At 49.4% G+C, this 13,296-nt stretch carries 15 protein-coding genes and 1 other annotated feature (1 of these 16 cut by a window edge); all 15 genes read right to left on the bottom strand.

Translation table 11 applies throughout. The features are described from left to right. Positions 1-149 (bottom strand) — a binding site (T-box leader); it reaches 89 nt to the left of the window's first position. A 68-nt stretch (positions 150-217) separates the two neighbouring features. Then, a complete protein-coding gene (locus AC3WTJ_RS29665; RefSeq protein WP_492524771.1) occupies positions 218-979 on the bottom strand; it encodes a class I SAM-dependent DNA methyltransferase in 762 nt (253 codons plus the stop codon). Position 980: 1 nt separating this feature from the next. Further along, positions 981-1,874, bottom strand: a complete 894-nt coding sequence (locus AC3WTJ_RS29670) for a CvfB family protein (protein ID WP_492524772.1) — start codon at positions 1,872-1,874, stop codon at positions 981-983. After that, positions 1,871-2,218 (bottom strand): ribosome silencing factor, encoded by a 348-nt coding sequence (gene rsfS, locus AC3WTJ_RS29675; protein WP_492524773.1) that lies wholly within the window; start codon positions 2,216-2,218, stop codon positions 1,871-1,873. The genes AC3WTJ_RS29670 and rsfS overlap by 4 nt, the downstream gene beginning before the upstream one ends. An 18-nt stretch (positions 2,219-2,236) precedes the next feature. Further along, the gene (gene yqeK, locus AC3WTJ_RS29680; RefSeq protein WP_492524774.1) at positions 2,237-2,803 is read right to left on the bottom strand and encodes a bis(5'-nucleosyl)-tetraphosphatase (symmetrical) YqeK; all 567 of its coding nucleotides are present in this window, start codon (positions 2,801-2,803) and stop codon (positions 2,237-2,239) included. Continuing rightward, on the bottom strand, positions 2,793-3,380 hold the full coding sequence (locus AC3WTJ_RS29685; RefSeq protein WP_492524775.1) for a nicotinate-nucleotide adenylyltransferase: 588 nt from the start codon (positions 3,378-3,380) through the stop codon (positions 2,793-2,795). Before AC3WTJ_RS29685 ends, yqeK begins: the two co-directional genes overlap by 11 nt. A gap of 12 nt (positions 3,381-3,392) precedes the next feature. After that, on the bottom strand, positions 3,393-3,686 hold the full coding sequence (gene yhbY / locus AC3WTJ_RS29690) for a ribosome assembly RNA-binding protein YhbY (protein WP_127449922.1): 294 nt from the start codon (positions 3,684-3,686) through the stop codon (positions 3,393-3,395). Between the two features lie 20 nt (positions 3,687-3,706). Beyond that, entirely contained in the window at positions 3,707-4,567 is an 861-nt protein-coding gene (gene aroE, locus AC3WTJ_RS29695; RefSeq protein ID WP_492524776.1) for a shikimate dehydrogenase, read from the bottom strand. A 17-nt stretch (positions 4,568-4,584) separates the two neighbouring features. Next, complete coding sequence (yqeH, locus tag AC3WTJ_RS29700) at positions 4,585-5,700, bottom strand: ribosome biogenesis GTPase YqeH (protein WP_492524777.1); 1,116 nt, start codon at positions 5,698-5,700, stop codon at positions 4,585-4,587. A gap of 8 nt (positions 5,701-5,708) precedes the next feature. Next, positions 5,709-6,203: a YqeG family HAD IIIA-type phosphatase gene (locus tag AC3WTJ_RS29705; protein WP_492524778.1), complete on the bottom strand. Its 495-nt coding sequence runs from the start codon at positions 6,201-6,203 to the stop codon at positions 5,709-5,711. A gap of 90 nt (positions 6,204-6,293) precedes the next feature. Next, on the bottom strand, positions 6,294-7,073 hold the full coding sequence (locus AC3WTJ_RS29710; RefSeq protein WP_492524779.1) for an alpha/beta hydrolase: 780 nt from the start codon (positions 7,071-7,073) through the stop codon (positions 6,294-6,296). A 62-nt stretch (positions 7,074-7,135) separates the two neighbouring features. Further along, positions 7,136-9,367, bottom strand: coding sequence for a transglutaminase TgpA family protein (locus AC3WTJ_RS29715; protein ID WP_492524780.1), 2,232 nt, complete (start codon positions 9,365-9,367; stop codon positions 7,136-7,138). Further along, positions 9,360-10,646, bottom strand: a complete 1,287-nt coding sequence (locus AC3WTJ_RS29720) for a DUF58 domain-containing protein (RefSeq protein ID WP_407867985.1) — start codon at positions 10,644-10,646, stop codon at positions 9,360-9,362. The genes AC3WTJ_RS29715 and AC3WTJ_RS29720 overlap by 8 nt, the downstream gene beginning before the upstream one ends. A gap of 4 nt (positions 10,647-10,650) precedes the next feature. Next, positions 10,651-11,610 carry an AAA family ATPase gene (locus tag AC3WTJ_RS29725; protein WP_127449931.1) on the bottom strand — a complete coding sequence of 320 codons (960 nt, stop codon included), beginning with the start codon at positions 11,608-11,610 and terminating at the stop codon, positions 10,651-10,653. Positions 11,611-11,927: 317 nt separating this feature from the next. Beyond that, the gene (spoVAE, locus tag AC3WTJ_RS29730; protein WP_127449933.1) at positions 11,928-12,278 is read right to left on the bottom strand and encodes a stage V sporulation protein AE; all 351 of its coding nucleotides are present in this window, start codon (positions 12,276-12,278) and stop codon (positions 11,928-11,930) included. Beyond that, entirely contained in the window at positions 12,275-13,294 is a 1,020-nt protein-coding gene (spoVAD, locus tag AC3WTJ_RS29735) for a stage V sporulation protein AD (protein ID WP_492524781.1), read from the bottom strand. The genes spoVAE and spoVAD overlap by 4 nt, the downstream gene beginning before the upstream one ends. Positions 13,295-13,296 lie beyond the last annotated feature (2 nt).

Genomic DNA, 13,296 nt, shown 5'->3' on the forward strand with positions numbered 1-13,296 from the left:
TGAAACGATCCGGCTAACGCCAACATGCGTGGCGATTCACCTTCTAGCTCCAAGGCGAGTTCACAAGACGGACATCTACCGGCTTCCACCCTTTAACCGGCTCTCTGCGAGATGCTGTGCAAGTTACTAATCCTCTTCCAAGCTTTGTGATCATCTGATTAGCTTTGATTATATGTAAAATAATGCCGCACTGTCAAGCGGCGGGGCTCCTTATGCTTTATTTCTTTGCAATAAAGAAAGCCCGCTCTGTCAGCTTCGTAGGTTGTTCCCATGTAAAGTCGGCAGCCTTGTACACTTCATGAAAGCCTGCTTCCCTCAGCATCTGCTCAAGCCAATCCAGTGCATAAGCGCGCTGTTCATGCGTTTCATCGATGCGCTGGAACAATTCCTTGCCGCCTTCCTCTTTGACAAAGATGGTCAATTCGTGCTGAATTTGAACTCTTTCCTCATCCAACTCGCTTGTCCAAATGTAAGCTACATCCTCTTCGTTCAAGAAGAAGGGCTGAGATTCCGCATAAGCAAACAGCTGCTGGGGCGTATGCACATCGAACAGGAATAAACCGCCCGGCTTAAGCCCTTCATACGTTTGGCGAAAGGCATCTACAATGTCCTCTTCCTCTAGCAAATAGTTTAAACTATCGCAGAATGATAGAGCGACATCAACCGGTTCCCCCAGCTCCCACTCCCGCAAATCCTGCTGAAACAAACGAACCGAACCGCTGCGCGCAAGCTGTGGGTGTTCTCCTGCTTTTTGCTCCGCTACAGCCAGCATATCTTCCGACAAGTCAATGCCTGTCATTAGATATCCTTCCAATGCCAGCGGAATTGTCAAATTGCCGGTACCGCAGCCGAGATCAACGATCGAAACCGGCTTCACGCCAAACCGGTCAAAGCTTTCTTTGACGAAACGATGCCAATCCTCGTAAGGCATGCTGTTCATCAGACGGTCATACGTGTAGGCAAATTTCTCATAGCTCATGTTAACTAGGATTCTCCTCTTTTTTCAGATAGGTCCAGTCGTCCTCCTGATAGATGAGCCCGTCTTTCATCAGCTTGCCTAACGCACGCTTAAAAGCCGCTTTGCTCAGGCCAAACCGATCCTTAATGATGTCCGCAGACGTTTTATCTGAAAATGGCATCGCATTTCCAGGACGCGTCTCTAACACGCTAAGAATTTTGTCCGCGTCTTCATCGCGGCCTTTTTCCTTTGGCTGTCTCATCGACAAGTTCACGCGTCCATCTTCTTCGCGAACGAAGGCGACACGTACATCCACCAACTCACCCACGCGAAGTAATCGTGTTCTCTCCGTAGGAGCGATGAGTCCGATTACACCATAACCGAGAACACCAGCCTCGCAAATAACGAAAGTGCCCATCTGCAGCGGCCTGTACACACGCGCTTTCACCCAGCGGTTGCTCCAGCTTGAAGGAGCACGCACGCAAAGTGGAGCCAGATCGTCTTCCAGCGCCAACTTCGCAATTAAGCGGCCTTGACGGTCATGCGCTAATGTTGCGAACACCTTGTCCCCTACTTGAGGTCGCAATTCCTCCAATTCCGGAACATGACGGTAAGGAAGGAGCAAGTTGCGCCCTAATCCCATCTCCAGAAAGTAGCCAAATCTCGGATGAATATCGACAACCTCGAGCAGCCCGACTTCGCCCATTCGGATTAGCGGACGTTTCATAGTAGCCATGAGCCTGTCCTGCGTATCATGGAATAAAAAAGCTTCCACGTGCTCACCGGCCTTGATTTTGCCTACAATCTCCGCATACGGTAAAAGCACATCCTGGTAGCCGTCACTCAGGAAATAACCGTTTGGCGGAACTTCCCTCGCTACCTCAAGGGTAACGAGGGATCCTGCTTCCAGTCTCATACGCGCTCCACAACTTTGGCATCGGACCAAAGTCTTTCGATGTTATAGTACTCGCGATCATCGCGGTGGAAAACGTGCAGAACAACATCTCCTAAATCAAGCAGAACCCATCTAGCTGTATCAATGCCTTCGTAACCTCTGATCGTGACGCCATACTCATGTGCTTTCTTTCTGGCTTCGCTCGCGATCGCTTGCACTTGTGTTTCTGAATTTCCGTGGCAAATGACGAAATAATCCGCAATCAAGGAAATACCTTGCAAATTAAGCGTGACAAGGTCCGCCGCTTTTTTATCCTCTGCAGCCTCTACGACAAATGCTAAAATCTCTTCTGGGCTTTTACTCATTCAATCAACCTCCATTAATTAGTTGTTTATTTGTTGAATCAAATCATTCCGTGTCAAAATGGTAAGCGGATAAATTCGTTTTCCTTTTTCAATCAAAAACCGAATCGTAGAATCAAACCCGACAACAAGCGCCTTCTCCAAGCTGGTCTTGGCTTCCTCACGGATGTGCTCTACACCGGGGAATTCCCGGCCCGGCTCCATATAATCCGCTAAACATACGATTTTGTCTAACAGCGTCATCCCTTCACGCCCTGAGGTATGGTACCGGATCGCATCCAATATCTCTTCGTCCTGAATACCAAATTGCGACTGGGCAATGAACGCCCCGGCATGCGAATGCCAAAGCTCCTTGTCAAAATCCAATAAATCCTGCGGCAATCCATTCTCGCGAATAATCTTAGCTTGCTCCTGCACAGGCCAATACTTGCAATAGTCATGTAAAATAGCTGCAAGATCAGCTTTGACAGGATCTCCGCCGAAACGCTTCGCAAGCATGACGCTCGTTTCCATGACACCAAGTGTATGAAGCCAGCGTTTCTCAGGCATTTGTTCTTTTACGGCTGCGATTAGCTTCTCACGCTTCATACAATCGGTTCACCTCCATGTAACCGTTCACGACTTCCGGAACAAGGTATCGGACCGATCGTTCCTGTCTTCGTTCCTCGCGAATGGCCGTGGATGAAATTTCAACAAGCGGCATGGGGACAATGGTTACTCGCTCACGGATGTTAGCCGACATATGCGCCATATCCAGTTCATAGCCAGGTCTGGCTAAACCGATAAAACGAATATGCCGCACGATGTCATCGATGCGATGCCACTGCGGCAAATACTCAACCATATCTGCACCTATAATATAAGCAAATTCTGTAGTGGGATATTGTTTGCGCAGCAGTTCAATCGTATCGATACTATAAGATACGCCGCCTTTGCTGATTTCGATATCAATCGGACGAAAAAAAGGATTCCCTTCCGCAGCAAGGCAAACCATCTCCCAGCGCTGCTGCGTTGTGGCCTTCGGCGCGCCCGGCTTATGCGGCGGCACATTGGCCGGCATCAGCCATACCTCGTCTAATCCTGCTTCCACCCTCGCCCGCTCCGCAGCGATCAAATGACCGGTATGGATCGGGTCAAAGGTTCCACCCATAATTCCGACAAGCATGCTTACACCTCTTTAGCTCGGCAGTTCAATCTTTTTCTTGTCACGCGATTCTTTGTACAATACGACGATTTTACCGATCACTTGTACGAGCTCAGCACCGGATTTCTCGGATAATTCAGCGCCTACCTCATCCCGATCTTCTCCGCTGTTATTCAGCACTGTAATTTTAATCAACTCACGAACTTCCAGCGCTTCTTGGATATGACGGATTAAGTGTTCGTTCACGCCGCCTTTACCTACTTGAAAAATCGGATCTACATGGTGCGCTAGCGAGCGCAAATAACGTTTCTGTTTGCCTGTTAACATGGATGTCCCTCTATTCATTCTTATTCAGCTAACGACTGTTCTACCACCTGTCTCATCGCCGCAACGGGCGCAGGCTTACCAGTCCAGTATTCAAAAGCAAAAGCACCTTGATATATAAACATGCCCAGTCCGCCATGAATGCGGGCTCCCTTGGCTTCCGCCTCTCGAAGGAACCTTGTAATGCGCGGGTTATAGATCAAATCGCTCACGAGATGATGTTCTTTCAGAAGGTCAACCGGCATCGGCAGCTCTTCCGTGTTAGGATGCATCCCCGCTGAGGTCGTATTCAGTACGAACTGGACCTCATCCACGACATTTGCAATCTCATCAAGCCCAAGACCGACGGTCTTCGTAAAAGCGCTGATCGTCTCTGCCAGCTCCAAAGCACGCTCTTTGGTTCGGTTTGCTATATAAATGCAGCCTGCCCCCTCTTTGGCGAGCGCATACGCAACCCCTCTCGCAGCTCCGCCGGCTCCAAGGACAAGAACGCTTTTCCCCTTCAAATCGATGCCCGTTTCTTCTTTGAGAGAACGAACATACCCAATACCGTCCGTATTGTAACCGATAAGCTTGCCGTTTTCATTCACGATTGTATTCACCGCGCCAACGATCCGAGCTCCCTCGTCAATTTCGTCCAGGTACTGCATAACCTCAACTTTGTGTGGAATAGTGACATTAATGCCTCGATACCCCAGCGCCCGAATCCCCCGAACCGCATCTCCAAGCGCGTCAGGACGCACATGAAATGCAGCATAAACCGCGTTAATATCCGCTTCTTGAAAAGCGCGATTCAACATGATTGGCGATCGGGAATGCCGAATCGGATCTCCGAATACCCCATATAGAATCGTATGACTGTCTATCGCCCGGCTCTTCTCCATGGTTTCCTCTGGTCCCCCTATATCAATGACTCTCGTGTGATAACCTTGATCCCCTTCGGTGCATGCACGGCAAGCTGTGAACCAGCCAGGCTGTTCACTTTAATCCAGCCTAAACCGGAGATGAGCACATCCATTTGTTTCCCCTTTGGAATGTTCAACCCATGCTTCACAAGTGGAGGCAGCTCGTCCAAATCCGCTTCACTCGGAGGCGCCAGCATGACGCCTTTGTGATCGGCGTACAGATCATCTGCCCGCTCCAACTTCGTGCGATGGATTTGAATCGCGTTGGACGTGTAGCATGTGAACGACTGGTGTTCGCCTTTTATAAAATCAAAGCGAGCTAACGCGCCAAAAAACAACGTTTGTTGTTCATTTAACTGAAAAACAACCGGTTTGAGCGGCTTATCCGGCATGATACGTGCCAAGTCCCGTTTCTTCACAACCTCGGTTAGACGGTGCGTGTGCACAATCCCCGGTGTATCTACGATAAACCGGCCATCGTCGAGCGGGATTTTGACCAAATCCAGCGTCGTGCCCGGGTATTGGGATGTCGTAAGCTCCGCTTCCAAATCGCTGTAATCGCTGATTAAACGGTTAATAAGCGTCGATTTGCCGACATTGGTGGCACCAACAACATACACGTCTCTGTCGCCGCGGTGCTCCTGCACAGCCGTAATCACGCGATCGAAGCCAATGTTTTTCTTCGCACTGCACAGCACAATATCAACAACCTTAAGGTTGGCCTCTTTGGCTCTGCGCTGCACCCAGTTGATGATCTTGTTGGCATTGGTCACTTTCGGCAGCAAGTCAATCTTGTTGACGACAAGCAGCACCGGATTCGTGCCGACAAACCGTCCCAGACTGCTGAGCATACTGCCTTCAAAATCAAAAATGTCCACAATCTTCACAACTAACGCCTTCGTTTGGCCGACATGCCCTAGCAATTTCAGGAAGTCGTCCTGCTGCAGCGTGATGCTGGAAGATTCGTTATAATGCTTGATCCGGTAGCAGCGCTGACAAATAACCGGCTCCTTTTGCAGCGCTTCTGCCGGAATAAATCCGAGCTTGCTTTTGTCTTCTGTTTGCAGCAATACGCCGCATCCCGCACAATGATTAATCGTTTCTGTACGCATGAAACCTCCTAATTCTTCATCCTGGCATTCGCCCATTTCTCAATCCGCCGGTTAATTCGTGTGAAAAAACCTTCGTCATGGATAGAAATCGGATTGACCAGAATGGTGTAAAGCCCCATTCGATTGCCGCCAAGCACATCCGTCAGCATTTGATCGCCTATGACCGCTGTTTGTCTCGCATTCGTACCAAGCAGCTTCATAGCTTTGTGAAATGAAACGTTCCATGGTTTCTTGGCTCTGTGAATGAATGGAATGCCTAACGGCTCCGCAAAGGCGGATACGCGTCCATGATTGTTGTTGGACACGATGACGACCTTGAAGCCCATCTTCTGCAACCGGTTCAACCACTCTATTAACTCTGGAGTCGCATGCGGATCGCGAGCGCCTACAAGTGTGTTATCGAGATCGGTAATGATACCGCGAACACCAAATCCCCATAGATGATTGGCATCAATATCATAGATTGTATGCACGGACTGTCTGGGTACGAGCTTTTTCAGCAAACCATTTCCCTCCACTGCTTCCTCGACATATACGAGAAACTATACCATAGTGACCCGTTTGTTGCAAAAAGAAAAGAACATATTTTCCCACTAGCCGCGGGCTGGAAGCGGCAGCCAATTCAGGACATTTTGGATTTGACGGTCCCAATAACCCCACTCATGTTCTCCAGGCCCTTCCTCATAGGTCAAATCCAGACCCAATTCCCTACAATAATTTCGGAAACGAATGTTATCTTCATATAGGAAATCTTCCGTACCGCAGCACTGATATAAATCCGGCTTCGGTCCTTTGCTAGCCTTCACTTGCTCTGCCAAATAGAATAAATCATTAGTGCTGCCTTTAATCCTTGTCACATCGCCATAAATCAGCTTGAATTCATCCGGAAAGTTTAATGCTCGATGCGAAATATCTACAGCGCCTGACAAGCTGGCGGCAGCCGCAAACCGGTCTGGAAGCGTGAGGGCCAGCTTCATTGCGCCATATCCGCCCATCGACAAGCCCGCAGCATAATTCAACTCTCGTTCCTCTGCGAGCGGGAAAAAAGATCTGGCAATCACCGGCAGTTCCTCGCTAATAAACGTCCAGTACTTCGGACCTGCCGCCATATCCGTATAAAAACTGCGATTAACAGCCGGCATAACAACGGCAATCCCCAACTTGGCCGCATACCGCTCGATAGATGTTCTCCGCATCCAGATGGTGTGATCGTCAGATAAACCATGCAATAGGTACAGCGTAGGATGCTTTGTAGTGCCGTAGCTCGCTGAGGCAATCCCGATCTGACTTTGAGCCGTCTGCGGTAAGATCACATACATGGAAGCTGAGACACCAAGGGAATCGGAATAAAAATGACAATCGATAAAAGCCATGCGGAATATGCTCCTCTCATAGGGAAAACCACCCCCCAACAAGGGAAAGTGGCTTCCATCACCTATTTCATTTGTTCTTTTAATTTCATAATCGATTGACTCACGGTTTGATAATCGGTTTCGGTCGAAACATTTTGACTGTATTTTGCTCGTTCAAACAGCTCTAACACCGTTTCCAGATCTTTTTTCATCCATTTGCTCTGGCTTGACCACCTGGCCGTCGCTTCTCTCATCGTTTCATGCTCTAATCGGGTATAGCCCTTACGCCGGCTCATCCGCAGAAGCTTCTCGAATTCCACGATAATTTTCTGATTAAAATTAACGGCTTTCAATTGCTTTCTGTGCATCCGCCATGTTCGCCAATAATTGCTTTTGAGCAGAAATACAGCGCCAGCAGCAGTTACTAGAGCAGCACCAACACCGCTTAACGTCAACCATAGCCAAGTGAAGCTAGGTGCTTGGCTCGTCTCTTCAGGCAGTGTAACCGGATCGCTCTCTGTCGTGGTATCAACAGGTGGAGGTGTCTCCGCCGGGAACACATTCGGAAGCGCAAACCCGGAAGTAGGCTCGAAAGGGATCCAGCCGAATCCTTCAAAATACACTTCAACCCAGGAATGAGCATCTGAATTCCGGACTGTATACGTACCGGCAGCGTCAGCATCGATGTCTTCACCGAATTGACTCAAAATACCAAATTCTCGCATCTGATCAGATTGCGGTGAAGTTCCGGATGAGTATCCTTTCACCCAGCGGGTCGGAAGTCCGATTGAACGGGCAAGCACGGCCATTGACGTGGAATAATAATCGCAGTATCCCTGTTTGATTTCGAACAAGAATCGATCTACAAAATCTTTGCTTTTCCCTTTACTTTCGTCAGGTGTGTTCGTATAAGGGTAATGCGCCGATAAATAAGCCTCAATCAGCTTGGCCTTATCATAAGGATTGGTGGCTGATTTGGTGATGTCGATCGCGAGTTGTTTGACACGTTCGGGAAGATCCTCCGGTATTTGCAAATACTCCGCCCATTCCGGCTTATTCGCATAGTCACTCTTCACCTCTCGCAGCTGGGCCACATCCAAAATAGGCTCCTGCGTAATAATGGCATACTCTTTGGGATAATTTGTTCTGCCCGTGTACCGCAGCTCAGATTGTCGAGGCGACCATAGAATACGCTGGAACGGATTCTCACCTTGATTCACTTCCACCAGACGCTGAACGGCATATCCGCCGAAGAGTACCGGAAAAACATCTTCTCTCTGCATAACAACGGTTTGTGTGACTTCCTGTGTTTTCAGCAGTGAGAGATCAAATCTCGGATCAAGAGGCAGTGTATTCAAATTGACCCGATTCATCGGAAGCTTTTTCTCATTCGGACTAAGCTCCCATCCTTTTCCATTATACTGAGCTCTCGTCTCACCACGGAAGTAGGTGCGTTTGCTCGTTTCAACCGTCATGACTGGTGTGTAATCAAATTGGAACCCGCCACCCAGATGACTGTCATCCCTGCTGTAACCAGAAGAAGTATCGGCAGTAGAAGCCGTCACGCTTACCCCTTTCCCTAATAGAGGTACAGATTCTCCCCGACTCACCTTATAAGCGGTGTATGGATCGGTTAAGACCGGTTCTACGGTAGGGGCCAAAAACCCAACAAGCGTAATAACAGCTACGATCAGCCCCACTGGAAGCAGAAGCGATGAGGGATAATCCGTAATCGTCTCCCAAATAACAGGTGCCCGTTTCTTCAGCTTGGCGAAGTGGCGAACCATCAGCAGCGAAAATCCGCAGAAGATAACCATAGCTACTTGCGGCCATAGAAAAATCGTGCTGAAGGAATCTCGTATGGCAAAAAACAATATACTGACAGCAATGAGAACGAAGATACGCAGCCTTGATTTTACTGACCACATAGCAAATAAATAGGTAAGCCAAGCAGCTAAGCTAAACCAAATATACGGCTCTAACTGACCTGCGTTTAAAGCGACCCAACGGAGTCCAGTCTTCCATGTCGTCACTTTTACGGCAACGAAATGGTAACCCATCCCGATGATGTGAAGCGCAATGACCAATCCAAATTGAATGAGAATTCGCCATATGCGGCGAAGATGCGGAATCAGATACGTAACCGCTGCTAGACTTAATGTTCCTGTGACAAAAACGACCGTTTCAGGGAGCCACAAGCCGTCTTCCTTCATAATCCAAATCACAAATTGATACAGATAAATACCAGTAAGAATCGCACTAAGGCGCTGTTCCCAATCCGTAAAAACAATTCGCTTCCAGAGTGAGCTAAGCATAACGTTTCGCCCCTCCCAACAGGTTAGGCAAGTCCGTTAATTGACTGACCTCGTACCCCATATAGCCTTGTGAGCGAATCGCCTTAACCCAATCGTCTTTTGCGCTATCCTGAACCGCACCCTGCAGTTTGAACGCATGCGAAGGTTCAGCATGAATCCACATATGGCAAGGATTCATTTGCAGATGCTCGAGTTGTGTCAGCACCTGCATCATGACCGAACCTTTTTGCGGGGAAATAAGCACAAAGAAGCAGCCGGCGGGGAGTTCCCGCGAATGTTCTTTCAAAATTTGCTGCAGAGAGCGAAAGCCGTCCGCTTCGACACCGACCAAATGTTTTAAAATATGCTTGTGGTGATTCTGGCTTTGTTTCGGTTCAAAATAGGTGGATTCTTTCCCGATGGACAGCAAACCAAGCGCTAAGTCGCGGCCGGACCCATAGCGGAACAAGGATGCCGCCACAGAGACAGCTAGTTCAAATTCAGCCGCGTCACCATAGGCGCGAGCCGAGCGATCCAATAAAATGATCGTTTTGGGCAGCGACTCCCGTTCGAACTCCTTGGACTTCCAAGTCCCAGTCTTCGCTGTGGCATTCCAGTGAATGCGGGACAAGCGATCCCCGTAAATATATTCACGAACACCGTTAATTTGCGTCGTTTCCCGGTGTGCTCTTGTCGTCGTGGAATGATGCTGCATGCCTTTGAGCATTTGATGGAACTGCGCCCATTCCCGGATGGCCACGGTTTGCGGATACACCGTAACGGATTGCTGCAGTTCCAGGCGTCCCTTGTGCTGGAAGAAGCCAAAGATATCCTCGGTCAAACATTCCGTATCGCCAAACCGGTAATACCCCCTTCGCAGTGGAGGCGTACTGTACAGCAATTCTCCCCTGCGCTTCCAGTCCGGAATCAGCGAACCTTCAAAGATGGTTTCTTCTCCACTCTGGCGAATGAATTGATCTTTGATAATCATATAAGGAATCGGCCAAAAACCAGGAATTTGCACGCCAATGCCGATTTGCAGCGATTGACCCGCTTCAAGCTGTGCATCTTGCCCTTGAATGGAGAGCTTGCGCGTCCCTTGAGCGCGTCTAATGCCGCTCCAGTTGCCTGCGAGCAAGTAGATCGCCAAAAGAGTGATGATAATAAACAGCATGGAGGCCAGCTTTCCCCCTTGAAATAGCATGAAGAATAAGCTAGCCGTAAAGCAGGAGATCAGTAGCCATAAAGGAGCCGGAAACCGGGGACGTTCCCCGAATCGTTTGAATACCGGTCGCGTCATAGGCTCACTTCTCCAATCGAACCGGCACGCGAACCTGCTCGAAAATCGAACCGAGCACGGAGTTAACGGTAGCTCCATCCATGCGTGCTTCGGAATGAAGGATCATTCGGTGACCGAGCACAAAAGGCGCAAGGTATTTGATGTCATCTGGAATGACATAGTCTCTGCCTTTTAAGAATGCATATGCCTTGGACGCTAACACAAGCGAAAGCGTGGCACGTGGACTTGCGCCCAGAAATACAGCGTGATGGTCGCGCGTTTTCCTGGTAATATTAACTAAGTAATCCGATACCGCGTCATCCATATGTACCCTGCGCGCTTGCTCTTGTGCTGCCAGTACTTCCGACGTATCCATCACCGCATGCAAGGCTTCCATCGGATGCGCTTTGATTTGCGAAGCAATCATCTGTTTCTCGGCAGCTTCGCTCGGATAACCCAAACTAAGCTTAATCATAAAGCGGTCAAGCTGCGCCTCCGGCAGAATATACGTGCCTTCGAAATCAATGGGATTCTGAGTGGCCAGCATGAGAAAAGGGGAAGGCAGCTCATGGATATCGCCGTCTACCGTAATGTGCTGCTCTTCCATGGCTTCCAGCAGTGCCGATTGTGTTTTGGTCGTTGCGCGATTGATTTCGTCGACAAGTAAAATATTCGCCATGATCGGTCCTGAGCGAAACAGGAATTTTTCTTCTTTGGGATGATATATAGAAACACCGGTAATATCCGAAGGCAATAAATCGGGATTGCATTGAATGCGACGGAATTGGCCGTCGATGGAACGGGCGAGGGCTTTGATCAGCACGGTCTTGCCAGTACCAGGCACATCTTCGAGCAACACGTGTCCGCCGGCCAGCATTGCAGTCAGCAGTAATTCAATCTCAGCGCTCTTGCCGAGTATGCAGGATTCTAAATTCGTTTTCAGTCTTGTTAAAACTTCTACATGATGATGGGTGGCAGTTTCCATGACTTAATCCTCCTTAGAGTTTTCGTAAGAAAACTTACTTCGTAAGCGTATGCTGCACGGCATTAAAACCTCATCTTGTCACGACCGCCAGGCGCAAAAAAACGCCAAAATGACCGTAATTCTTAAAATAGAAGAGAAAAAGTGCGTAAATCCAGTTTACAGCAAAGTTTTTCGTCCGTATACTTGTAATTCCTCTAAATTTATTTGTTAAAATTACCCATGTGTATTTGGCGGCGTTGCAAAAGAAAAAAGTGCAGCAATTTGAAGGTGTAAGGCGATTACACCAATCAATTTGCTGCACTTGCGGCAGATCGTTTCTATCCCTTTGGCTTAACAAATACGGCGGCGATAAACGAGAAAATAATCGCGGCCGAGATACCCGCGCTGGTCACTTTGAAAATCCCGGTTATGATCCCGATATAACCGTCCTTGTGCAGCTCTTCCAGCGCCCCATGCACGAGGGCATTACCAAAGCTGGTAATCGGGACGGTTGCTCCCGCACCCGCAAATTCAATAAATGGGTCATATAAATTGCAACCATCCGCAATAGCTCCAAGGACGACAAGCGTACTCATGGTATGCGCCGGCGTCAGCTTCCCAACATCCATTAGAAGTTGCCCGAAGACACAGATAGCACCGCCAATGACAAAAGCCCAAAAAAAGTTCATGTGTACAACCCTCCAGACTCTATAGAAACTGCATGCGCGATACACGGGATGCTTTCCCCTTGCTGGAAGGAGAGCGGCGACAACAAAGCGCCTGTAGCAACAACAAGGATGCGCTTCAGCTCTCCTTTCTTCATGCGTTTGAGGAGATGCCCATAGGTGACGGTTGCGGAGCAGCCGCAGCCGCTGCCTCCGGCTTGCACATTTTGCGTGTCCCGCTGATAGATCATTAAGCCGCAGTCATCATACGTCGTTTGTTCAATCGGAACCTTGTGCTTTTCGAACAGTTCACGTGCAATCTCGGAGCCGACCGCAGCTAGATCTCCAGTTACAATGAGATCATAGTAACCCGGCTCGCGGCCCAAATCGCGGAAGTGAGCCTGGATCGTATCCACCGCAGCCGGAGCCATCGCGGCGCCCATATTGAAAGGGTCTGTGATCCCCATATCCACAACCCTGCCGATCGTTGCCGAGGTGATGACGGGGCCATCCCCCGTCTTCCCGAGCACGGCCACTCCAGCGCCGGTCACGGTGTATTGCGCGGTCGGCGGCTTCTGCGATCCGTATTCCGTCGGATAACGGAACTGCTTCTCCACCGTGCAGTTGTGGCTGCAGGTGCCTGCCATTATATAATTGGCGGCCCCTGAATCCATTAACTGCGCGGCAAGCGCCAGCCCTTCCATCGAGGTCGAGCAAGCGCCGAAGATGCCAAGATACGGCATGCCCAGCGTGCGTGCCGCGAATGTATTGGAGATGATCTGATTCATCAGATCGCCTCCAATATAGAACTGAATTTGGCCGCCCGTGAGCCCGGCATTATCAAGGGCATGCTGCGCGGCTTCCTCAAGCAGCGCTTTCTCCGCTTTCTCCCACGTCTTCTGGCCGACCGTCAGATCGCCATGCACGATGTCGAAGTCTTCCGCTAGTGGACCCTCGCCTTCATCAGGTCCAACAACGGTCCCTGTCGACAGAATGACCGGACGATTCTCGAAAACCCAGCTTTGATGCCCTTTCAGCATAG

Source organism: Paenibacillus sp. FW101-FHT12H11, assembly GCF_058790355.1.